The organism is Vibrio sp. E150_011, assembly GCF_053544015.1.
Window position 1 is genome coordinate 14006 of sequence record NZ_JBHFOL010000004.1, and the last position, 23167, is coordinate 37172.

Here is a 23167-nt window from a genome sequence, read left to right on the forward strand (position 1 = left end):
CATTTTAATCTATCGCTATCTCAGCCAACAAAAAAGCGAGCCCGTAGGCTCGCTTTTGGTATCTCATCGGTGTCTCAACAATTACTTGTGAGAAACCTCAAGATTGTAGAATGTTGCTTGAACGTAGTCGTCCGCATCACCCGAACGGTTTTGGTTATAAACACCTGCTTTAAAGTACATCCATTGGTCAGCTAACTCGTAACCTGAGTTCTGCATATCAACCTTCTGAACGACATCAGGCTTGCCTTCACGGCTAACCGTTACTGTCATGTCCGAACCCACAACATCAATCTCGTAAGAGAATTTTTCTCCCAGAGCAATACCGTCATCGTAAGAAGGTTGGATATCTTTTCCGCTCTGTTTCCAATAATTCGGTGTCGTAGGGCCTATCATTGGGAAGGTAATGTCATCGCCGCCATTTGGCTCATGACTGATCCAAAGCGAACCTGTTTCATGGTTTGGTAGTTTTCTGTAGTAGATTTTAACCGGCTCGTCATCTGGCGCGTGAATCTGACCAATAATGACTCGGCCTTGCTGCCAGATCTCACCTGTGCTTGTCACGTGATCAACAGAAAGCGTTGCTTTCAAGTTACCATCAACACCACCAGCATTTTTAAGCGAGTCTTCAGATACATTGCTACTGAATACCCAGTTGTTTGGCGCAACACCTTTTGTTTTATGGCTTGTATCGCCACAACGCATCATTTCACGAAGTTCTGAACGAACATACTTTGTGTTTTCTGATGTCTTGATGCCTTGAATCGGAGAGCGGAAAACCACACCGTCTTTCGCTTCATTGACATAGAAGTAATCGTCATTCATTACCCCTTTGGCGATGTCTTGCTCGCTAAATTCTGTTGGGCGTGAGCCGTTGTCCAACGACACTGGCAATGTCACTTTCCAGCACGAAAGATCCAGAACCTCGGCAGGTGTTGTCTTATCAGCGTATGCACTTGACGTGGCTAATGCACCGACCATAACCAAAGCTAATGGGGTAATTTTCATTCTATTTCCTTGTTACTCAAGTTTGAATAATGATTTGTATTACAATATTACCCATACTACTTAATCCGATAAAAAGGGGTCAATGAAATAGAGGGCTAAATGTGACATGACCCAGCACTATTCACCTTAAAATCGTCATAGATCATCATAAAATAGCGACAAAAGATGTCTTGGTGTTACTAAACATTTCCAATAGAGATAGTATGGTTTCTTATTATCGCCACATATTCTGTCTATATACCGCCAATAATTGTCGATAATTTTTGATTTTCTCTGTGGAATGATACTTTTTTGATTTTTAAATCCGTTTCGAGTCCATCGCGCTGACCAATACCGCGATTAGCTCCCATCAGCTAGCCATCTTTTCAATACTATTTAAGCCTGCGCTAAACAAAACGATATAATCCACTCATTGAGATCACATTCAACGAAAAAGTAACCATACTCGGATGGGTACCCCCAACGCTCAAAGAAAGGGACGATGACCTATAAATAAGAAAGAGCGACGAATGATGGGTCAATCGGGAGGGAGTACGGTTGACTTCTCTGCGCAAAATGAGCAGAGAAGTCATTCAATGTTCGAGCAAGTGACGTGAATGAGGCCAATTGCTCAGTCCCAATATTCGATGATATGCGGTTTCTTTCTACTCGTGATTTTTTAGATGCTTTACTCGCCAGCGATAAAGTTGAGTAATGCTTGATTAGTAGGAAGTGCCGTCATGGCGCCTTTTTGCGTCGTCGCCAATGCGCCACAGCCATTCGCCCATTTGACCGCTTCAACGATGGTCTCAATACGATTCCAATCGTCCGCTTGTGCCAATCGACAAATTAACCCGCCAACAAACGCATCGCCTGCTCCTGTGGTATCGGTTGGTTGCATTTTCTTACCGGCAATCAACTGTTGTTTACCATTATGAATAACGAGTGCGCCTTTTGCACCTTGCGTCACCAGTACCAAAGGGATATTCAATAGCGATATTTCGTCCACTCCTTGTTGCAGGGTGTCGGTCTCAGTAAGAAACATCAGTTCATCGTCAGAGAACTTTACGACATCAGCTAGCTGTACTGCTGACATCACAACGGAACGAATCTCAGAGGGATCGCTCCACACCTCATCGCGAAGGTTCGGATCAAAGCTCACGAACCCACCCGCTGCTTTTATTTGTCTCATCGCATGCAAGCTGCTACTACGACTTGGCTCACCCGCTAAAGCAATGGAACACAAATGAAGCCATTGATATGGGCTAAATTCAGGCACATCACCTTGAGATAAGAACTGATCAGCACTTGGCTTTACCATAAATGTAAAACTGCGCTCGCCATTTTCATCAAGATCAACGATGACCGTCGATGTGCGTTGCTTGTCATCGAGGATTAAGGTGTCAGCGCTGACACCTTCGTCCGACAATACTTGCTTCATAAATCGACCAAGCGGATCGTTACCAACTCGGCCGAAAAAGGCACTATCCCCACCTAACCGTGACACCGCGACAGCCACATTAGCAGGCGCGCCACCAGGACATTTGAGGTAACTCAATTCCCCATCGGGGATGAGGTCAACAACCGCGTCGCCAGACAACCATACTCTATTCACTATTAGTACCACCTTGATTCATTATTAAGACTACTTTATTGAGAGTGCATTGCTGACAATGCCCAAACTTCCAGTGTGGCCTGTCCTGTGACAGAGACACGAGTCGCCGCTTTGGGGGTAAACACTCGGCTCGTCATAACAAACTCACCGTGATTGATAAATATTTCTACCGACGAAGCATCCGCTAAAATGTGCAGTGCCACCTTGTCAGCCATATCCCCCCCTGCTAAGTGCAAGCTGTGCTCAGGAATCACCAACTCACGCACCGTGTCACCTTCTCTAAGCAAAGTACGGCTTCTATCCAGTCGTAGGATACGAGTCGCCCTATCTAATGTAATCAACAGTTCATTATTGTCGTCTTTGAACAGAGCAAGCTCGCTGTCCCATGCTAGGTCTACTTTTAACTCAAATGACTTGGTGTGCAGATCAACGGACGAGTCTGTTAGCGTCATCTCTTGTCGAGCTTGCCGCTGTTGTTGTTGCTCGCGAATTGGCTGTTGAATGAGCTGACCTCCCTGATAAGTTAACTCACGCAATCCAGTAAGTTGATGGACCCATCCGTTTACAACGCTAGGCTGGTTTACTTCATCAGGCAGTCCCATCCATCCAACCAGAACGCGTCGCCCATCGGGGGTTTCTAGCGTCTGCGGCGCATAGAAATCAAAGCCATGATCAAGTGCGCTAAACTCAGACAGCGTGATGTCACCCGCTGCAGATAGTTGCGCGTGAAAAATCCCATTGTGATGCGGAACCGTGTGGTGAGGATTTGAAGATTGAATCCCTTGCGGGCCTATCACCGCGAGCCATTGCCCATTGAGTGCAAATAAGTCAGGGCACTCCCACATGTAACCGAACTCCCCCATTTCGTCACCGCATAAATCGTGAAAAGACCAATCATGCAAATTGCTCGATTTGTACACGGCCAAACGACCGATTAAATCTTCTCGTTGAGCACCAAGTAGCATTAACCACTCGTTGTTATGATAAATGACCTTGGGGTCTCGGCAGTGCGGCGTGACCTCAGGAGGAAGCGTGGCAATCACTGGGCCTTTTTTATCAAAATGCACGCCATCTTTAGAAACGGCTAGGCATTGTGTGGTGTGGCGGTCTCGTTGCTCACCAATACGAGTATTGCCTGTGTAGAACAACATCAACTCATCACCATGGCTCACCGCATGGCCTGAGAATACGCCGTGTGAATCAAACCAGTCTGACGGAGTTAACGCCAGCGGTTGAGTATGCCAGTTCACCATGTCAGTGCTGGTTAAATGTGCCCAATACTTATCTTTGTGCAGACACGAATACGGCGACCATTGATAAAACAGATGGTATTGACCTTGATGAAAGACAAATCCATTGGGATCATTGAGCAACCCTTGCGGCGGCGCAATATGCCATTGAGGTCGATATTCACACTCCGTTGGCAGGGCACAATGACTCGCCATTTCTGTTTGACGCAACGCAATCCGTTTACCTACGTCGAGAAGATCAGCGTCACTTAACGAGGTTGGTTTATTAAAAGCGAGCTGTGATAGCGCAGTATCAATGCCGATACATTCGCGGATAGATGAAGAGAGTTTATCATCCTGCATCGTAATTAAGGCCAGTTCGCGTACCTCAAACAGCAGGCAATCATCAGGAACAAGAATGCGAGTTACATTCTCTATTCCACCACACACTTCTATAAAACCAGTTAACGACATAGTTACACTCACAAAGATATTAATTTCTTGGGAACGATTGCAACATTAATTGCAACGAACCAAAATTACAAGTTCATTTAGAATAACCCCATTAAATCTGTGACCACACAAGTAAAAACACAAGGATTCGCGATCAAACAAGGCGGCACGAATACACAAATGCGTTCATGTATTCGTGTTAGCGGCTCATTCGGTCCGCTCGCTTCTTATCCATGTCATTTGTCACATGAACACTAGCATGTTTCTCGGTCAACACTCTTAAATCCGAGCACCATTTTGCTCATATACTGTTGTTTACCATCGATTAAATCCAAAAGTACCTGCGCAGAAGATTCTCCAGCAGAATCAAAAGAATAATGGAAGGTCGACAAAGATGGGGTACAAATACTACTGAGTTCGTCATCCCCAACACCAAGCACTTTCACATCTTTGCCGGGAACTTTACCGGCTTGTTTTAGCGCGTTCATGGCACCCAAAGCAATTCTATCTGTGGCACAAAATACCCCATCAACCGTTGGATGAGTGTCGAGTATCGATAGCATCTGCTCATAACCTGAATCGATCGAAAACTCTCCTCGGCTATGAAACAAAGGTTCACCTAGACCTGCAAACTGTGTCGCTTGTAATAATCCTTGGTAACGCATTGAATCTACGGCAATATCTTGGCTCGCCACACCGATAAACCCAATATTCTTCGCCCCAGAATCAACTAAGCGTTGCCCTGCAACAAACCCAACACGACTGTCATCATGAATCACACTGGGAATATCGAACAGCGATCCGTCTTGACCCACCAATACGACGGGCACATCGGATTGAGTGATGACCTTGACGAGTTCTTTATCAAGGTGCGTCGCGTATAAAATAATGCCTTCGACTCGCTTCTGATTAAACAGGCGAATAAACTCGACTTCTTTGTCATTATTGTGCTGGCTGTTTGCCAACAACACGTACTTCCCGGCTTGCTCAAACACCTGACTCAAGCCATCAACGCCTTGTGACACCGCGCCTGAAGAGACCGTAGGCACGATGACACCAATGAGGTTTGTTCGTTGTAATTTCAGATCTTTAGCAACTTGGTTAACAAAATAACCGCACTCTTCAATGGCTTTCTTTACCTTTACTTTGGTGCTCTCTTTTACGCCGTACTCATCATTGACAACGCGGGACACCGTGGACTTCGATACGCCTGCCAATTTTGCCACATCGTGTAGACTTGCCATGAATTCATCAGCCTTTCTGTCTTTCCTGCAATTGATTGCAAGTTTGACAACTAATAACCCTGAAAGATAGGGGTTTGTGATCACATTCAATCTCGTTAGACGCCAAATAAGTCGATCTTTGTCATGTTTTTAACCATTAAATTTTGACTAACGATCGATTTTGCCGAAAAATCCATTTTGCAAACGTTCCCAAAAAAAAGAAGCGGCTATCTATTCCAAAAAGAATAATCAATACGATAACCACATCCAGTACCAATGAAATACATACAAGATATTCGGAGTGAATGATGAATTACCCTGCTGTAGCAAAAGAACTGTTAGCGTTAATTGGAGGGAAAGATAACCTCGCCGCCCTCGCCCACTGCGCCACGCGTCTTCGTCTGGCAATAAAAGATGAGTCTTTGATTCAAGAAGACGCCATCGACAACTTGGATGGTGTAAAGGGCCAGTTTAAGGTCGCAGGTCAATATCAGGTCATCTTCGGCTCTGGCATTGTCAATCAGGTACACGCTGAGATCGCTAAACTCACTGGCATGAGTGACATGTCGACCAGTGAAGTTGCTTCCGCTGGCGCGCAAAAACAAAATATCGTTCAGAAGGCCGTCAAAGGATTATCCGATATTTTTGTTCCAATCATTCCGGCGATTGTCGCCGGTGGCCTGTTGATGGGTGTGTTCAATCTGCTCACCGCTAAGGGACTCTTCATTGACGGGCAATCGTTGATTGATGCTTACCCTGGTATGGCTGATTTAGCCAGCATGATTAACACGTTTGCGAATGCCCCTTTTGTTTACCTACCTGTTTTGCTTGCATTTTCTGCGTCTAAAAAGTTTGGTGGCAACCCATTCCTTGGCGCCGCACTGGGTATGCTGATGGTTCACCCAGACTTACTAAATGGCTGGGGCTTCGGTGGAGCAAGTGTCTCTGGCACGATCCCGACCTGGAATATCTTTGGTTTTGAGATCCAAAAAGTGGGCTATCAAGGTTCGGTTCTGCCCGTCCTAGTATCGGCATTTATTCTCGCGAAAGTAGAAAATGGACTGCGTAAGTTCATTCCGTCGGTACTTGATAACTTATTGACGCCAATGCTGGCTATTTTTATCACGGGCTTTTTAACGTTCACGGTCGTCGGACCTTTCACTCGCGATATTGGCTTTTTACTCGGCGATAGCTTGAACTGGCTGTACGACTCAGCCGGTTTCGTGGGCGGTGCTTTATTTGGTTTCATCTATGCGCCCTTTGTCATCACGGGTATGCACCACAGCTTCATTGCTATCGAAACCCAACTGTTAGCGGATATCGCGATTACGGGAGGCACATTTATCTTCCCAATCGCAGCAATGTCTAACATTGCCCAAGGCGGAGCAGCCATCGCCGTTGCATTCACCACAAAAGATACCAAAACGAAGGGCATTGCCATGCCATCTGGCGTGACTGCGTTACTCGGCATTACGGAACCTGCAATGTTTGGTGTCAATTTGAAACTACGCTATCCATTTATTGCAGCAATTTGTGCGGCAGCAATCTCAAGCGCGTTTATTACCATGTTTAATGTCAAAGCTTCTGCGCTTGGGGCGGCGGGCTTACCAGGTATTATTTCGATTCGCCCTGGCGACCTGATTTATTACGTCGTAGGCATGGTCATCGCATTTGTTGTTGCTTTTGGTTTGACCGTTATTCTTGGTGCTCGCCAAAATGCGAAAGAGCGCTCAGCCAAGCTTGCAACGGTATAAACTCCGCGTCTAAACGCAATACACTTACCTCCTAAAACCCATAAAGCGCGATAAACTCGCTTTATGGGTTTCACGTCCAAGGTTGCCACTAAAGTGTCCGCAGGTATACTCCACCAACAGCGAGATAGCAGGCTTCGGTAGTCGTATTTTCTACAATAAGTGAACATTCCGTTTTTGCGTCGCTTATCTAATACACTAGCCTGAGTCAATCCATGGTAATGATCCGACTGATCCCTACCTCATCAACAAAGTCATGATCATGACTCACTAAAATGAACGCGCCCTCATAGTGACGGAGAGCGTGTGCAAGCATCTGTTTTGATTCGATATCTAGATGGTTATCTGGTTCATCTAACAATAGCAGCGGTGTTTTAGGAATGTGGCTCACAATCAGCATCGACAACTTCATTTTTTCACCCCCGCTGAGATGCTTGGTTTTGCGATGAACGGTGTCTCGCCGAAAGCCCATTCCTGCTAGCAAAACCCTTGCAGTGCTAACGGTTAACCCATCACTACGCCTAAGCAGGTTTTCCAGCAACGAGGTCTCGTTATCCAGCAACCCGAAATGCTGGTCAAGGTACACCGTATTGTCATAGCATCGAATATCGCCAGACTCTGGTGCCGCGCCACTGGCAATGGATTTGAGCAAGGTTGATTTACCGCAGCCATTCTGCCCTTGTAAGCGCACTCTTTCTCCTTGCGTCATGGAAAACGACACGAGGTTACCGCAACCATACTTCAACAAGCACTGCTCAATAGACAGAAGAGTTCGCTTCTTGCCGTTATCAGAAGGCGATAGGTACATGGCTTGCGGTTTTAGCTGCTCTTTTTTTGCTTTTAATGCCTGCAGTTTCTCGGCATTACGAGCTTGCTGGTTTCTCTGAGTTATTGCGGCGGCCCCTTTAGTCCGCCCCGCTTTATCCTTCATTGCGTCCATTAAGATCTTTGGCTGGCTTCCCGACTTCCTGAGTCGATTGCCTTTTGCTTCACGTTGCTGTGCTTTTTCCTGATTCACCTGCGCTTGGCGTTCGAGTTTCTTTTGTTCTGAAGAGAGGTGCGATATTTGCTTATTCAACGCCGCCGATTGAGCAGTGGACTGCGCGAAGTAATCGTCATAACTTCCTTTAAAGTAGTCAATACCCAGGCTCGTCAGTCGATAGATTGCATCAACATGACGCAACAAACTTCGGTCATGAGTGATGACAAAGACTTGCCCCTCAAATTGCAAGCACTGCTCAATTAACCACTCACGGCCTAAGTCATCGAGGTGATTGGACGGTTCATCAAGCAATAAGATCGCCGAATTTGATTCAAACAATTGGTGTAACTGCAAGCATGCCAATTGACCACCACTAAGCGTATGGCACAAGGCATCAAGATCAGGCGTGATTCTCAACGTTTCCAACTGAGCCTTTACGCGCTCTTCTAAATGCCAATCCTCATCCACTAGGTCAAAATGCGCTTGTTCATAGCGACCTTCACTGATAGCAAGTAAGGCTCGACGTTTTTCTTCAATGCCTAAGAACTCTGCAACAGTGATCGTTTGAGTGAGTAAAGACGAGGGTAACTGAGAGTAATAGCCTAGCTTACTTTCTCGTGCCGCAACGCCGGTGCGAGTTAGGTTCACTCGGTTGGTCATCTCATCTAAATTTGGCGTTGCACTGGGACGGTGCCCTGGGCGATTAACAACCCCTTGCGTCGGCGCTAGTAAGCCAGCCAATAAAGAAAACAACACCGACTTACCGACACCGTTTCGCCCTACTAGCCCCGTAAACCGGTCATTGAGACTAAAACTGAGATCTTTGAACAGCCACTCCCCTGTCTCTAATTGGAATGACAATTGATGAGCGGCTAATGTTTTATCTGCAGGTGCTTCTTTGTGAATAAGCCTTGCTTTGTGAATCGACCGAGTTTTATGAGTCGCCGGCTTTTGATGAGTAGATAGCGCTTTACGAGTAGATAGCGCTTTACGAGCAGATAGTGCTTTACCAGTAAATCGTGTTTTTGTTGATTGTTTAGGCATGAATGCCCTCCTTTTACGAATATCAGTAAAAGGGGTCACCATTTTTTACAATGGCAGAGCGTTACTTAAGCTGGTGTTATTGTGTTGACGTATTGCTGATTAAATACGTCCGGACGATCCATAGCATGAATCAAAGGTCACAATAATACCGTAGTGCAAGATAGATATGACGAAGTAACGCCCACTAACCCCGAGAGTCCAAAAATATGATGTTCATTGGATATCGAGATGTTAGTACTTCATTATGGCGTTAATTCCTTAAGAGATGATGACCCAATCTTATCGACAAACGAATGAAGAAGTCAATATGGCGCTGCTACCCTTGCCTCATTGGCTTAAGTGGAGTGCAAGTCGTTGTGTCGGCTTATGACGTTGTGTTTTTCTATACCAAAGTGCCCCAAAATCCAGTCGGACACTTGAACTTATCACCATGGGCTTACTCTTGACAACGACACGCGTCTTGAAGCGACAATAACCAACACAATATGATTATTCGCAGTTTTTTTGACCATTAACAACTTTCTGAGATCTTGGCAGTATTATTTTTGAAGATTGAAGACTATCCTTAGATTAGAAGTCAAACATGAGGGCATAGTGATGAAATATAAACATATCTTAGTCGCGTTAGAACTGTCGGAAGACAGTAATGTACTCATTGATAAGGCAGTATCTATTGCCCAACTCGTCGATGCAGAAGTATCGTTTATCCACATCGATGGCACGCATGGGGAGATATATCCTGACCTAGTGGACATACAAGCGGAACCTGACAGGCAGCCGCTAAATGCTCACGCCAATGAGATGCTAGTGACATTTCAACAATACACCGACTTTCCAATTAAGCGCTTTTTAGTCGGTACCGGAGATTTAGGTGACAAGCTAAATGCCACCATTAATGATAATGGAGTGGATCTATTAATTTGTGGCCACCACCACGATTTTTGGAGTCGCATCGTGTCTTACTCTCGCCACCTCATCAACAAATCACCGGTTGATATACTTGTTGTCCCTATCTAGGTCAATGTCGTAATAAGGATGAACGCAAAACGTTCATCCTTAATTTTAGTTCAGCGCTTCAGGCGCTCTACCCCGGCATCGTATTCGTAACCGTAACGTAGTGATGGTACCGCTACTCATTACTAGCGACTTGCAGCACAATTTTTCCTGTATGCTTTTTGTCCAAAAAGACTTGTTGCGCCAGAGCGATGTCTTCAAGCAAAAAGGTTTGCGCCACAAGCGGTTTAATTTTTCCTTGCTCAATACAATCGACTAGGTTCTGAAAAACCTCAGGTTCAAGTGCGGTACAACCGAAAAAGCTAAGATCTTTTAGGTATAAGGTCCGAACATCCAGTTCCACCATCGCGCCACCAATCGCCCCTGACACCGCGTAACGCCCTTTGGGCCGCAGTACTTGCAAAAAAGTCGGCCATTGAGAACCCGCAACCAAATCGATAACCACATCGACACTGTTTTCACCCAATATTTCGACAAGATCATCGTTTCTTTCTACGACCTGATCCGCCCCAAGATCTAAGATTTGTTGATACTTACTTTGGCTAGTTATAGCAATAACCATCGCCCCTCGAGCTTTGGCTAGTTGAATCGCCGCCGAACCTACCCCGCCGGATGCACCTGAAATCAGTACACGGTCTGATGATGTAACACCAGCTCGGGTCAGCATGTTTTCAGCCGTAGAATAGGAACAAGGAAACGAAGCAAGTTCACGGTCAGTCAATGAGCTATTTATCGTATAAGCATGCTTTTCAGCCACGACTGTGTACTCAGCAAAACCGCCGTCACACTCTGACCCAAAATACCATGCTGGGTTTTGTAGAGCTCCATTCGCCTCCGATAGACACGGCTCGATGATGACCCTATCACCAATACGCGACTCCGATACATTTTGACCCACCGCTACCACCATACCGCAAACATCTGCACCTTGAATTCGTGGCAATTCAAGCGCGTTACCCGACCAACTTGCATCTGATGTATTTCCCGCATTTTTCGAGTACCAACCAATGCGAGTATTGATATCGGTATTATTAATGCCAGCCGCCGATACTCGAACAAGAACCTCATTTGGTTTGGGTGTTGGGACAGTAATATCGTCGCGATATTTAAGCATTTCCGGACCACCATGGCCAATAAGTTGCACCCCTTTCATCGTCGTTGATATTGTGTTCATTAAGCGGTTTCCTCTAAAATTTGTATGACGGTTGTTTTGGCTGACACCACGGCCTCTGCCCCCAAGACTGGCCACGCACTCGACACTCCTTCGTGCAATAGAAACAGCACAGTAGACAGCTCAGTATGCTTACTTTGCTGCCCTAGAAAATGACGCACGGCTTTCTTATGATTCATTACCGCACCAGCAATGAGGGCGTTATCAGGAAATGCCGCAATGGCATTCATCGACAAACAGCCATGTTGCGCGTACGCCTGCATCCACTGCTCTAGCTTGGTAAAAACGTGAACGGTAGCTTCAACATTTGATGAAAAAGGCGCGTCTTCAAGCAAGAAAGAGAGGTAACGTTGGTGACGGTATTCAAGTGCGCCAACAATCATCGCTTCCTTAGATGGATAGTGTTTGTACAAGGTACGAAGGCTGACGTTACACGCGACTTTAAGTTGAGCAACGCTGGGCTCTGCAAACCCGTGTTGGCTAAACGCCATTTCCAAACTCGCGGCTATTTGTTCTTTAAGCATCTGATTTACCATTAAGTAGAATACTTGTTCCACTTAATGGTAGAGCGTTCGCTCTACCTGTGTCAATATTTTTCGTGGCATAGCAAAATAATGCCTTCAAAGAAATAGAGAGCGTGACGAAGCACATGAGAAAAGCGAAGTGTGAAAATTTTAGTACGACTTACTTACAATCCCTGAGCGGACATTGGCATGGCGTAGAATACCGTCCAATATATCCGTGATATTTGTCCGTGCCAGTACATATCAAGACGCCAATTGGTGTTGTGCTTGAATGCCAGCTTTCAGCCATTTACAAAACATGTCGACCTCGTAACGGTTCGCTGTCATTGGATTCGAAACTAAATAGTGGTTGCTCTTACTCATTAGAACTTTAGGGTGTATCTGCACTAGGTCTCCTTGCTTAAGACTATCTTCAATAAGTAAACTCTTAGCGATGAGCATGCCATGCCCTTGGATCGCCGCTTCCATAGATAAGTGAGTGCTGTCAAACTGCAGCTCTGGTTCGGTAAACGGAACACCAAAAAGTATCGAATGCAGCCAGTCTTTCCAACTCTCGTTGTAGCTGTAAGTTTGAATCTTTGGATATGTCGCAAGTATTTCTATAGGCTGTGTGCAATCATATTGACGAATAAAGCTTGGGCTTGCGACTGCGATCCACTGTTCTTTAATTGAGATATTTTCTGTTAATGGATGATCCCAATTTCCGTATCCATTTATAATCTCCACATCAATATCTTTAGAAAATTCTGGATAATTACGTGTTGTTGTAATAAATTTAAAATTAATTAGTGGAAATCTACGTCTAAAGTCAGACAATCTTGGCAACAGCCACGCATAACAAAACGAATGTGATATTCTAATTGTTATTTTCCCTTTTTCTTTTTCAGAAAAAATTTGCCTCGCACCAGAATGTAAATTATCTAATGATTCCGTCACTATAGGTAAATAAAATCTAGCTTGCTCTGTTAATTCAATATTATTCCCTGTTCTTGTCAATAATGTTGAATCAACAAATGACTCTAGCGTTTTTATTTGTTGACTTATTGCAGAGCGACTAACATTTAGCTCAACTGCAGCCTTGCTTAAACTTCCATGCCGAGCAACGGCTTCAAATACACGCAGTGAACCAAGTGGAGGAATATCTCGGTTGCTTTTTCTCTTGTTGCATTTATCAAGCATGATGCATCCTCATACATTCATTGTATTTCAAAGACATTATCACAAATCACACTTACCTATAATTAAATAAATGTTACGATAAATATATTAAAAACAACAATAAAAATCCCATAAGACATAACAATAAAAATCCCATAAGACATAACAATAACGGTGAAGTGTTCCTTGTTGATTCGTAAAGTAAATATAACTCTCTATTTCACATTTATTTAAAAGACTCACTTTACATTTGGACTACACCAAACAAAGTGAGATATATCATGTTTAAAAAAACGGTTCTAGTTCTGTCATCAATTGCAATAATTTCTGGCTGTGGCTCTGAATCCGAAACAATATCGGATGTTAACAAAGAGAAAAAGGTCCTTATTTTAGGTGTCGATGGCGTTTATTATGACTACATTAGTGATGAAATAAATGATGAGATCAATAAGCCATCATTACCCAACTTTGATCGTTTCTCAACAACAAAAGCCTTTGTAGGCGGATACCTAAACACGGGTAGCCACCAAGTATCCGCGTCAGGTCCATCTTGGAGTACCATCCTGACTGGTGTTTGGCACGACCAACACCACGTTACCTCAAATAATGGCGCTCCGGTTGCTGTAAATTCAGTATTCGCGTTTGCTCATGAAAAATTTAATGACTCTAAAGCGGCTTCGTACACCTCTTGGAACGACATTAATACTGGTCATATTTCAAAGGATCTCATCTATGTCGACAAACGAGTTGATAGTAGTTATCGACCGGACGGGATTGGTGCTGATGAATTCATAGCGCAAACCGTCACAAATGACTTAATGACAAGTAGTTATGATAAGCGACTTGTCTTTATGCACCTCGATGATGTCGACGGTGCGGGGCATTGTTGTGGTTGGGGCGTTGAATATGAACAAGCACTGATCAAGCTCGATGCTGAAATTGGCGCTGTCTATGATGCGGTTGAATGGCGAGAGAAGAACCTCAACGAAGAATGGCTGGTATTGCTGGTTACCGATCATGGGCATACTCAAGCCGGTGGCCACGGAGGGGATACCATCGAAGAAAGAAAAGCGTTTATTGGAACGAATCGTGAAAACCTAATGAATGAGTTTTTCTATTCACCATCAGACGTCATTGATATTACTGACGACCAAGATCAAAACGAGCTAATGGCCTACCCAAGTATTGCTACGGTAATCCCAACAGCTTTAAGCTATCTGAATTATGATTTTACCGACAGCAACACCTTTTCAGCTCCGTCGTTGGTTGCTGAGTTAGGTGCATACAAAGTTCTTTCTAGCATTACTGATGACACCAGTACCGAAGAAAAAACCATCCAGATCCAATGGCAAGAATCCTCCAATACAACCAACGTTAAGGTATATCGCAACGACGTTCTGTTAGCAGAATTACCTTCAGGGACACTTGAATTTGAAGACACGGTAAGCATTGACAATATTGGCGAAGGTACACATCAAGTTCTTTATACAGTGGTGAGTAATGTAGGCACCCCTGTCAGCAGCGTCAACAACGTGTATCTAGGGCAAGAAGTCGACTTAGATGACGTTCTAGCGCTTTCAGACAATTTTCATTCCTTTGATGAAAGCTTACGCAGCGCAACATGGCAAGCAAAAGAAGCCGTATCAGAAAGATACGATGCCGACCAATTTAATCAAAATAAAGCCGTGGTAATAAACAGCGATGAAGGATACGTTTCAATCGATGATGATCTCAACGGGGTTAACGAGCTTGCTTACGCATTTTGGATGAAAGCATCCAATTCAAGTGGTGATCCAGCCGTAATTGCGAACAAATCATGGGCGTCAGGTGGCAATCCTGGGTTTGCGGTGGCGGTTGAAGGTTCAACCATAAAGTTAAACGCAAGTGATGAAAATACCCGCAATGACACCCGTAAATTAAGTTTCACTAATGATGAATGGGTCTACGTGGTTGTTAATATGAATCTAGACGATGATTCTACCTCTGGAATATACCTTTACGAACCTGAATCTGATCACTTTTCGAACTTTGCAGAACTTGATTTGAGTAATCTTACAACATTAGCAACGGAATACCCTGTTAATGTCGGTGAAGACGGTACAGGCACATACAACAGTGGTACCGAGCTAGAAATTAGCGTTGCTGACCTGATTACGTTCAAGCAATCCTTATCCGTACCACAGATACGCGCGCTACAACAACAAACTCAGAGAACACCGCTGTAACTTAAATCAACAAGGTGCTAATTATTCAGTAAGCATCAATATCGATGGAGAGTGTGGTGGTTATGGCTAACACCACACTCTCGATTAGTGATTAGCTATTAATTATTAGCTACTAGCTACTAGCTATCCGTACCTATTGGTTAAGGCATCGATTAAGAAAGGGGGATTACTGCTCGTCACCCACAAGTACGCGTTTAATCCACAAATCAGCTTCTAATCCACAGTCATCGCTTACTTAACGGACGGCGATCGTACCCTGTCGGCCAGATCAAGTAGATGTAAAGTGGCTTCTACATGTTGTGGGTAATCAGAAAATTTTTGTAAACGATCAGCCGTCATCTCAAACAGATCATCTCGAAGCTCCCAATATAATGCCGATGTATGCAGCATTGCGCCCAATGATTTATATACGTCTAATTCATAGACCATCATAAGTTTATCGATTAGCTCATCGCGAGCACTAGCCTCTAAATGGGGAGACTCCATCGCACTCATTATCGCCGTGTAGCGTTCGCTGCTGGTCATTGTCACCATGAGTGGTTGGGTCTGTGCTGCTAACTCAGAAAGTGATTGGTGAATCAAAGCTAGCCAACAGGCTTGTGTAAGGTCAGCGGGTTCAAGCTCGGCATACTGGTCACGGATTTTTGATTCTATCGATTTCTGAGCTTTTTTCAGTACAGAGCGACAAGTTTGAAATGGCAGTTGGTATTGCTGGCAAAGATCCACAATTAAGACATGAAAGCCACCTTTAGGAAGGTGCAGTGCGGCTTTGAATGTCGCGATAGCGTTTTCTTGTTCTACAGTCAGGTTGCTCATTTCGTTTATCTTCTCAAATACAGTGTGGCTCGGTTTAGGGCCCCATCTTAACCAATAGTGCCTCCTCTATCGAGTATTCCTCATGACTTATCGATAAGGGGGCGATTATATCGTCCTTGGCAATCGTCAAAACAGTTATTCAACCCGCTAAAATGAATGACAAGCACCCTACAGGTGCAAAGAAAACATTACAGATAGAAGCACTCCTTATTCATTTAACCTATTGACAGCTCAGCCTAATGAAAAACACTTTTATCATCATAATAAAAAACCAACAAATCATGCCGACTCTATTGCTTCAGTTATCATAAACACCTAATACACTCATCACGATAACAAATTATTAACAAAATGCTTTGCGTGAGATCTATCAATCTTCCTCAACAAATTCCCGCACAGTATATTTCCAACAACACAAAATATGCACCTACGTGATTAAGATCCGACCACTCAAGGTTCTGTCAATTGTTAACAAATTAGAAGCATGAGGTAAATGAGAACAAAAAATCAGCACTTAACAACATTTTGATGACAAAATTTAGAAAAATGCACTATTCACACTTCCATCTATAATCACAAACTGGTTTACTTGTCACGATCGTAGCGCCTACAAAAACTTTAGAAAGTGTATACATAAAAATACACACACATTTTTCGGCGCCAAGAATAGCAAACACAACAAACAAAATTTGGAGTTACCCGTGGCAACGAGCAACACAAACGCAGCACCCCGCGATAATTGGGGTTCGAAGCTTGGCTTCGTAATGGCCGCAGCAGGATCTGCTGTAGGTCTAGGAAACATTTGGAAGTTCCCTTACACAGCAGGTGAAAATGGTGGTGGTGCTTTTATCGCTATTTACCTTGCTTTCGTTATTTTTATTGGCTTTAGTGTCATGTTGACTGAATTTGCCGTTGGTCGTAAGACTGGCCGTTCAGCTGTAGGCGCTTTTAAATCAACTGATGGTCGCTGGACCTTCGTTGGTGTCATTGGTGTATTGAGTGGCTTGCTGATTATGGGTTTCTACCCAGTAGTAGGCGGCTGGGCACTTGCATATGTGTCAAAAGTGTCGACTGGACTGCTTAGCACACCAGATGCAATTGGCGATAGCTTCGGTGCTTTCATTACTGATCCACTTCAGCCATTGATGTGGATGGGTGTTTACCTCTTCCTTAACGTTCTTATCGTAAGTCGTGGTATCTCTGGTGGTATCGAGAAGGCAGGCAAGATCTTAATGCCTATCTTATTCTTGATTCTTATCATCGTATCAGTAAAAGGCTTATCTCTTCCTGGAGCAATGGCCGGTGTTGAGTTCCTATTCAGCCCTGACTTTTCGAAAGTTGACAGCGGTGTTGTACTAGCGGCACTTGGACAAGCGTTCTTCTCTCTCAGCCTTGGTATGGGTTGTATGATTACCTACGGCAGTTACTTGAAGAAGAAAGAAAACCTCGTTCAAACTACCGCTATGGTTACAGCAATGGATACCAGTGTTGCTATCCTTGCGGGTGTTGCTATGTTCCCAGCGATGTTTGCCCTGGGCATGGAACCTGCTGCTGGTCCTGGTCTTGTTTTCGTTGTTGTTCCTCAGCTGTTTGCTGAAATGGGCGGCATGGGACTTCTATTTGCACTACTGTTCTTCGTCGGTCTAACGGTTGCCGCTCTAACCTCTTCTGTGTCTCTATTAGAAGTGGTTGTGTCTTACCTTATCGATGAGAAAGGCATGAAGCGCTCTGTGGCGGTACTGTCTGCTGCATCCGTAATGGCGGTGCTATGTGTCTTTGCATCTCTATCTCTAGGTGGCGTAGGTCCAACTCTGTTTGATACCGGAGCCTTTGACATCTTTGACTTACTAACAGATAAGATCTTCCTTGCCGTTGGCGGTATGTTGGTATGTATCTTCGCTGGTTGGAGACTGACTCGTGAAGAGCTTGAGAAAGAAATCACCAACGATGGTAAGGTCTCTTTCCCACTATTTGGTCTTTGGTACAACCTGGTTAAGTTCGTTATCCCTGTAGCAGTAGCAATTGTTGCAATGGCGGGTATCTTAAGCGGATTTGATAGTGGTAAAGGCCCAATCATGCTAATGGGTATTGCTATTATCGCGCTAGCAGGGTTTGCTTCTAAGAAGCTATAACTCTAAAGAAACACCGAAAAAGGAAGCCAAAAGGCTTCCTTTTTTTATGCTATTTATTCAAGCAATGCACTACCATTCAAACCACCACGCTAATTAGCTCTTTTGGTCTTTGCCATTACACGTTAGACTTGCCTGCTTCGCATTATTCACACTGTAAACTAGAGATAGCACCATGCCAATAAACCCCCTCGCCGACTCCGTTATTGTGCTCGATTTCGAAACAACGGGCTTATCACCAAATCAAGGTGACAGAGCGATTGAAATCGGGGCAGTGAAACTAGAGAACGGACAGGTCATTGATCGTTTTCAATCGCTGATGAATCCGGGGTTCCGTGTTAGTGGGTTTATTGAAAACTACACGGGTATCACTAACAGTATGCTGGTCAATGCACCAAGCTGTGAAGAAGTCATGGCTGAGTTTTCTGATTGGATCCAAGGCAGTAACCTTGTGGCGCATAATGCTTCGTTCGATCAACGTTTTTTAGACGCAGAGCTTGCCAATATTCAAGCAACCTATGATGGTAGTTTTGCATGTTCGTTGTTGGTATCTCGTCGCCTGACACAAGAGGCATCCTCTCATAAATTGGGTGACCTTGTTCGTTATCATAATATCGACAACGACGGTGTGTTTCACAGAGCGTTAGCGGACGCTGAGGTCACGGCTTCATTATGGCTGGTCTTATTAGACGATCTTCAATCCCAACATGAATTCACCAACCCAACGTTTTCATTGATGCAAAAACTGTCAAAAACGCCTAAAGCATCGGTAAAGGCCTTCTTAGACAAATACTCCGTCGCTCACTCTTAACGCCATTAGCCATTAACCATTAACCATTAACCATTAACCATGTTATTTGTCAGATCCACCACTAACCATTGAGTACCCTATGAATTCTCGTTTAGCTGAAATGTTTCCTATTGGCGTGCGCTTTATGGTGTTGTCGGCCCTTGGCTTCGCGTTAATGTCGGCTTGTGTAAAATATGTCAGTAGCTATGGGCTTCCCGTTTTTGAAATTGTTGCAGCAAGGGCGCTCGTTTCTTTGATCATTAGCTATGGCGATGTAAAACGTAAGGGCATCTCCATATGGGGAAACAATAAAAAACTGTTATTGGCTAGGGGTATGGTAGGCACCATGGCCTTGATGTGTGTGTACTATTCCATTACCACACTGCCGCTTGCAGAAGCGACGATTTTGCAATACACCCACCCTGTTTTCACGGCCCTCCTAGCGTTTCTCTTTTTAAAGGAGCGCGTACAGTTTTCTACGATTGTTTGCATACTTTTATGCTTGTTAGGCTTATACGTTATGGTATACCCGACACTTGGCGCGAGTGGTAGTAGTGAGCTCCCCCTATTTAACGTTGGCATCGCGATTTTAGGTGCATTCGGTAGCGCCATCGCTTACGTTATCGTTAAAAAACTGAGCGTCACCGAAGACAGTTCCGTCATTATTTTTTACTTCCCGCTGGTTGCGCTCCCGCTTTCGTTGCTTCTAATTGGCGATAACTTTGTCATGCCGGATTTGACACTGACGTTCTTGCTCATCCTTGTTGGTATTTTCACACAAATTGGCCAACTCGGCTTAACTAAGGCCATGCAAACACAAGCGGCAGGCAAAGCCTCCGCCTATGCGTATGTCCAGATTGTCTTTTCTATTATTCTTGGCGTCATTGTATTTAATGAAAGCCCATCAGGGTGGACCTATGCGGGTGGCATTTTGATTGTTGTCGGCGCGTTAATTAACGTCTTTGGCAAGAGCGCATCCCTTCCTAGAAAGTAGCGCCTAGAGCGTGGTAATTGGGCTTGAAGATATTAAGTTGAAAGCCAGCATTTACTGGCTTTCAACGATATTACGGCTTTGGCCGAGTTTATTTAATCGCCACTTCGGCGTAGGTTGCTTCCACACCATAAATCGGCGTTGCTGAGTAGGTAATGGTATCGAAGTTAATCGTGTCTAAATCCAGTTTACGAATGGTTGGGTTGTCGTAAGTACGGAAGTAGTAAGCCTTGTCTTCAATGTCAACCACGTTGCCATATGCGACAATTTGTGGGAGTGGCGACAAGAATTCCCAATACATTGAACCTGACACTAACTCCATGTTATTTAACATAGAAAATACTCGGTTAATCCCTTCATCACGACGGTCGTTCGCGGGTTTATTGTTATCGTAGGCCGCATTCAACGCCGCTATTCGTGAGAAACGGTCCTCAGAGCTGGTACTAAAACCAGGAAAGATGGCTAAGGTTTCTAAATCGCGATCATTCACTTTTTCAATGGCCGCCTTAGCCAGTTTTTCTTGCTCAGGATAACTTGGATCGTTGGTCATTACACCGAGCGTGTTTTCGTAAACCACGGCTTCGCCATTGACGTGTTCAATGACGACTGCACGCTCACCGTCATTAATCGCATAGTGGAAAGCAACCGTTACCCCATTAAATTGCTTCATGTCTTCGTATACAACTGTCAGCGACTTCGCAATCTCAACCGCTTCATCGGTTGATTTCGCGTTCCCTAACATGGTCGACACAATAGAAAGTGACGTTGCATCGCCTTTTTCTGTGTCTGAGTACTCGGCCGCCCAAAAACCCAAGGCTTCAATACTGACACCTTGTTCATTTAAACCTGAAGAAATCATTTGAGTGTCACCATGGCGTATGCCAACGAAACCGTATTTTGAGGTTGAGTCACGGAATTTGTGGCCACGTGGGACCACAATTAGGTTTTCTTCGGTTTCCATCGGCAGTTCGTTAGTACGGCTGATAAAATGATGACCATTAGCATCGGTGATGTAAGAGTAAGAGCAAGCCTGTGCTGTGGCAGTGAGACCCACGGCGGTGGTAGCAGCAAGTGCTAATGCGATGATTGATTTTTTCATGAGATACTCCGAATGGTGTTTGGTTTGAGTGTGTTATCACTCTAAGTCGTTTGATGGAGCTATCATGCACTCGAAAAATCAATTCATAAAATCGCAATAAACAACATTAGGTAGTCTATAATAAGGAAAACGATTAAGAGATGCCTATGGATTTTTCATTATCACAATTACAAGCTTTTGTTCTAACGTACGAAACAGGAAGCTTTAAAAGTGCGGCGATTCGCTTAGAGAAACGTAGCCAAGCGATTGCAAAACTAGTGGCCACAATGGAAGAAAGCTGTGGGGTTTTACTATTTGAGCGGCACGTACGTCGGTTAGAAGCTACCGAGCAAGCCCAAAAGCTGTATAAATTGGCGAAAAGAGTACTGTTAGATTCTGAACAAATCGCTGAGATGCTAGAGAGTTTTGAAGAAGAGCTACCCACCAGTTTTACGCTGGCAATAGACAGCCAGTTAATGAGCTCTGAAATAACACGTTGCTACAAGGCGGTATTAGACGCGATCCCAACCATTGATCTTGAAGTATTAGCAGGCAACACCAAGCAGATCAGTCAGTGGGTGCACGATGGCACTGCCGACATGGGACTTAGGGCTTCACCTTTTTCCTTAGATGATGACCTTGTCACCGTCAGCGCATTTAATTTTCCCACCATTTGCATTGCTCATAATAACCTTATCCCACGCGGCGCCGTTATCACCGGTCAAGAGCTATCGAGCCTGAGCCAGATTGTGCCTAAGTTTGTGTTTCAATATGGGCTTGATAAAGGCCATGTACAGAGTGACAGGGTTATCATTTCAAACAACTTGCAAGCAACCGTTGAGATGGCAAATGCTGAAATTGGCTGGGCAGTCGTGCCTGGATTTAGCGTCAAGAAGCTCATTGCAGAACAAAACATTTCTGAATTCTATATTGAAGGGTCCGTTTCTGTTGTTTGGACCGCTGAGATCATCTACCAAAGCGATGACAAACTCACTCTTGCAGGCGATATTTTTACTCAACACGTTCAAGGTCTAGAGCAGGAAATCAATAACCGTTAAAAGCTGAGGTTTTGTAGTTGCTGGGTGAGTAAGTCCCCCGCTAAGCTAAGATCCTCCTCACTTAAATAAATCAGCTCTGCAGACCAATAAATTGGGGAGGCACCTTCAATCGTAAAACTAGCAAAGGTGCCATTAACAAGCTGATCCCGTACCATGAACTTAGGAACGACGGTCCAACCCATGCCCTCTTCAACAATAGAAAGGGTCTGTTGAAGGTTATTTGAGATAATGGGCTTGTCGCTAAAGACGTGCTGTTTTTGATGGTTATAGTGATAAACAAACTTAGGGACAACCTGAGCCATTTGTGACGCTTCATCCTCCGATATCACAGCGCCGTTGTTCACTAGCTGCGAAGAAGCAATATTGATCATTTCAAAATTGAAAGCCGTTATCTTTACCATTTCGCCTTCTACTGAAAAGGGGTAGAAGCGCAGAGCCACTTCCACCTTCTTCTCTGTCAACCAATCAAACATTTCTGTTGTGCTGCCCGTATGTATATCTAATTGTAATTCAGGGGACGCACTCAATAGCGCTCGAAAGCACGCCATGACTTCAGGGCAAACCAACATACTATCGATTCCCACACTCAAACGTGTGGTTTCCTTTCGTTCAAAACGTCTAATGGTGCTTTGCACTTTACCGCTATTAACTAACGTTCGGTTCATCACTGGGTAAAGCTTACGAGCGACTTCTGTAGGTTCTAAGTGCCTCGTTTTACGCTCAAAAAGAGTGATGTTGAAGCTCTCTTCCATTGAGCAAACTAGCTTGGTAATGACTTGGCGGCGTTTATTGAGCTGTTCAGCGGCGGCTTTAAAGCTGCCAGATTCATAAGTCGCAGTAAATGCTTCCATTTGAGCAAGTGAAAAATCCATGTCGAATGCCTGTCATTAATCATCAGATGCCCATCATGCTATAAACAACCAAAGGGTGCA

18 protein-coding genes are annotated in these 23167 nt (G+C 44.4%); 7 read left to right on the forward strand and 11 right to left on the reverse strand.

What is annotated here, in order from left to right; genetic code table 11:
* Positions 1–81: 81 nt before the first annotated feature.
* The 4 genes from ACE1OE_RS08380 to ACE1OE_RS08395 all read right to left on the reverse strand — a co-directional run bounded on the left by ACE1OE_RS08380 (position 82) and on the right by ACE1OE_RS08395 (position 5525).
* Positions 82–1005: a polysaccharide lyase family 7 protein gene (locus tag ACE1OE_RS08380; protein ID WP_102532540.1), complete on the reverse strand. Its 924-nt coding sequence runs from the start codon at positions 1003–1005 to the stop codon at positions 82–84.
* Between the two features lie 667 nt (positions 1006–1672).
* Positions 1673–2599, reverse strand: a complete 927-nt coding sequence (locus ACE1OE_RS08385) for an aminoimidazole riboside kinase (protein ID WP_449210707.1) — start codon at positions 2597–2599, stop codon at positions 1673–1675.
* A 35-nt stretch (positions 2600–2634) separates the two neighbouring features.
* Positions 2635–4302: a glycoside hydrolase family 32 protein gene (locus ACE1OE_RS08390; RefSeq protein ID WP_449210708.1), complete on the reverse strand. Its 1668-nt coding sequence runs from the start codon at positions 4300–4302 to the stop codon at positions 2635–2637.
* Positions 4303–4535: 233 nt separating this feature from the next.
* Positions 4536–5525: a LacI family DNA-binding transcriptional regulator gene (locus tag ACE1OE_RS08395; protein WP_449210709.1), complete on the reverse strand. Its 990-nt coding sequence runs from the start codon at positions 5523–5525 to the stop codon at positions 4536–4538.
* 287 nt (positions 5526–5812) lie between these two features.
* Here ACE1OE_RS08395 and ACE1OE_RS08400 point away from each other — a divergent pair, with 287 nt between their 5' ends.
* The gene (locus ACE1OE_RS08400; RefSeq protein ID WP_449210907.1) at positions 5813–7258 is read left to right on the forward strand and encodes a sucrose-specific PTS transporter subunit IIBC; all 1446 of its coding nucleotides are present in this window, start codon (positions 5813–5815) and stop codon (positions 7256–7258) included.
* 205 nt (positions 7259–7463) lie between these two features.
* Here ACE1OE_RS08400 and ACE1OE_RS08405 read toward each other — a convergent pair whose 3' ends face one another.
* Positions 7464–9281: an ATP-binding cassette domain-containing protein gene (locus ACE1OE_RS08405; RefSeq protein ID WP_449210710.1), complete on the reverse strand. Its 1818-nt coding sequence runs from the start codon at positions 9279–9281 to the stop codon at positions 7464–7466.
* A gap of 597 nt (positions 9282–9878) precedes the next feature.
* Between ACE1OE_RS08405 and ACE1OE_RS08410 the strand changes: the two genes are divergently transcribed.
* On the forward strand, positions 9879–10298 hold the full coding sequence (locus tag ACE1OE_RS08410; RefSeq protein ID WP_102532590.1) for a universal stress protein: 420 nt from the start codon (positions 9879–9881) through the stop codon (positions 10296–10298).
* A gap of 112 nt (positions 10299–10410) precedes the next feature.
* On the opposite strand, the gene ACE1OE_RS08415 is transcribed toward ACE1OE_RS08410, so the two are convergent.
* The 3 genes from ACE1OE_RS08415 to ACE1OE_RS08425 form a co-directional block, all read right to left on the reverse strand.
* Positions 10411–11469 (reverse strand): alcohol dehydrogenase family protein, encoded by a 1059-nt coding sequence (locus ACE1OE_RS08415; RefSeq protein ID WP_449210711.1) that lies wholly within the window; start codon positions 11467–11469, stop codon positions 10411–10413.
* Positions 11469–11990, reverse strand: coding sequence for a TetR/AcrR family transcriptional regulator (locus ACE1OE_RS08420; protein ID WP_449210712.1), 522 nt, complete (start codon positions 11988–11990; stop codon positions 11469–11471). Before ACE1OE_RS08420 ends, ACE1OE_RS08415 begins: the two co-directional genes overlap by 1 nt.
* Before the next feature lie 243 nt (positions 11991–12233).
* Entirely contained in the window at positions 12234–13169 is a 936-nt protein-coding gene (locus ACE1OE_RS08425) for a LysR family transcriptional regulator (RefSeq protein ID WP_449210713.1), read from the reverse strand.
* Positions 13170–13429: 260 nt separating this feature from the next.
* On the opposite strand from ACE1OE_RS08425, the gene ACE1OE_RS08430 reads away from it, so the two are divergent.
* Positions 13430–15373, forward strand: a complete 1944-nt coding sequence (locus ACE1OE_RS08430; RefSeq protein ID WP_449210714.1) for an alkaline phosphatase family protein — start codon at positions 13430–13432, stop codon at positions 15371–15373.
* 231 nt (positions 15374–15604) lie between these two features.
* Here ACE1OE_RS08430 and ACE1OE_RS08435 read toward each other — a convergent pair whose 3' ends face one another.
* The gene (locus tag ACE1OE_RS08435) at positions 15605–16189 is read right to left on the reverse strand and encodes a hypothetical protein (RefSeq protein WP_449210715.1); all 585 of its coding nucleotides are present in this window, start codon (positions 16187–16189) and stop codon (positions 15605–15607) included.
* A 701-nt stretch (positions 16190–16890) separates the two neighbouring features.
* Between ACE1OE_RS08435 and ACE1OE_RS08440 the strand changes: the two genes are divergently transcribed.
* From ACE1OE_RS08440 to ACE1OE_RS08450, 3 genes are all read left to right on the forward strand, one after another.
* On the forward strand, positions 16891–18321 hold the full coding sequence (locus ACE1OE_RS08440) for a sodium-dependent transporter (protein WP_449210716.1): 1431 nt from the start codon (positions 16891–16893) through the stop codon (positions 18319–18321).
* Positions 18322–18493: 172 nt separating this feature from the next.
* The gene (locus ACE1OE_RS08445) at positions 18494–19129 is read left to right on the forward strand and encodes a 3'-5' exonuclease (protein WP_449210717.1); all 636 of its coding nucleotides are present in this window, start codon (positions 18494–18496) and stop codon (positions 19127–19129) included.
* A 79-nt stretch (positions 19130–19208) separates the two neighbouring features.
* Positions 19209–20102 carry a DMT family transporter gene (locus ACE1OE_RS08450; RefSeq protein WP_449210718.1) on the forward strand — a complete coding sequence of 298 codons (894 nt, stop codon included), beginning with the start codon at positions 19209–19211 and terminating at the stop codon, positions 20100–20102.
* Positions 20103–20190: 88 nt separating this feature from the next.
* Here the strand turns inward: ACE1OE_RS08450 and ACE1OE_RS08455 are convergent, their stop codons facing one another.
* A complete protein-coding gene (locus ACE1OE_RS08455; RefSeq protein ID WP_449210719.1) occupies positions 20191–21198 on the reverse strand; it encodes a linear amide C-N hydrolase in 1008 nt (335 codons plus the stop codon).
* Between the two features lie 146 nt (positions 21199–21344).
* On the opposite strand from ACE1OE_RS08455, the gene ACE1OE_RS08460 reads away from it, so the two are divergent.
* Positions 21345–22235, forward strand: coding sequence for a LysR family transcriptional regulator (locus tag ACE1OE_RS08460; protein ID WP_449210720.1), 891 nt, complete (start codon positions 21345–21347; stop codon positions 22233–22235).
* On the opposite strand, the gene ACE1OE_RS08465 is transcribed toward ACE1OE_RS08460, so the two are convergent.
* On the reverse strand, positions 22232–23107 hold the full coding sequence (locus ACE1OE_RS08465; protein WP_449210721.1) for a LysR family transcriptional regulator: 876 nt from the start codon (positions 23105–23107) through the stop codon (positions 22232–22234). The genes ACE1OE_RS08460 and ACE1OE_RS08465 overlap by 4 nt on opposite strands.
* Between the last annotated feature and the right edge of the window lie 60 nt (positions 23108–23167).